General features: G+C 59.0%; 1 protein-coding gene. It reads right to left on the reverse strand.

Translation table 11 applies throughout. The features are described 5' to 3' along the window. On the reverse strand, positions 1 to 488 hold a 488-nt coding region (locus tag CSR02_RS00325), incomplete at both ends, for an RNA-guided endonuclease InsQ/TnpB family protein (protein WP_167384060.1).

Here is a 488-nt window from a genome sequence, read left to right on the forward strand (position 1 = left end):
TCACAGTCCTTACACCCGATGCTGATCTGCCAGCCGAGAGGCGTAAGACTGACGGTGGCTTCCGTTATCTTTCCGGACAGGTTGCGCGTCATGCGGAACTTGACCCAGCCTATCTTCGGCAGACGGACATGGCCCCAGCGGTTGTTCAGTCGCTCAACAACGATCTCACGTCCGTTGAAGGTGAAGGCATCGTTCACGCCTTTCTTCTTCGGTTGCGGATAGCCGCCAAGGCCCTTGAAGAAGCGGCGGTAGGCGTCGTCCAGCGCCTTGAGGGCGTATTGCTGGCAGGTCTGGCTGACAGAGCGGATAAAGTCTGTCTCGCGGCGGAGAAGCGTCAGTTCCCGCGCCTGTGTCACGTAGTTCAGGTTGTCGCCGGTTCTGGCCTGATAGTTCCGCCAGTGATCGCGGCGCTGCTCAAGGGCTAGGTTCCACACAAGACGGCAGACGCCTGCGAATTGAAGAAAGGCTTCTTCCTGCAAGGCGTTGGG

This window comes from Acetobacter pomorum (assembly GCF_002738225.1).
In the GTDB taxonomy this organism is placed as follows: Bacteria; Pseudomonadota; Alphaproteobacteria; order Acetobacterales; family Acetobacteraceae; genus Acetobacter; species Acetobacter pomorum.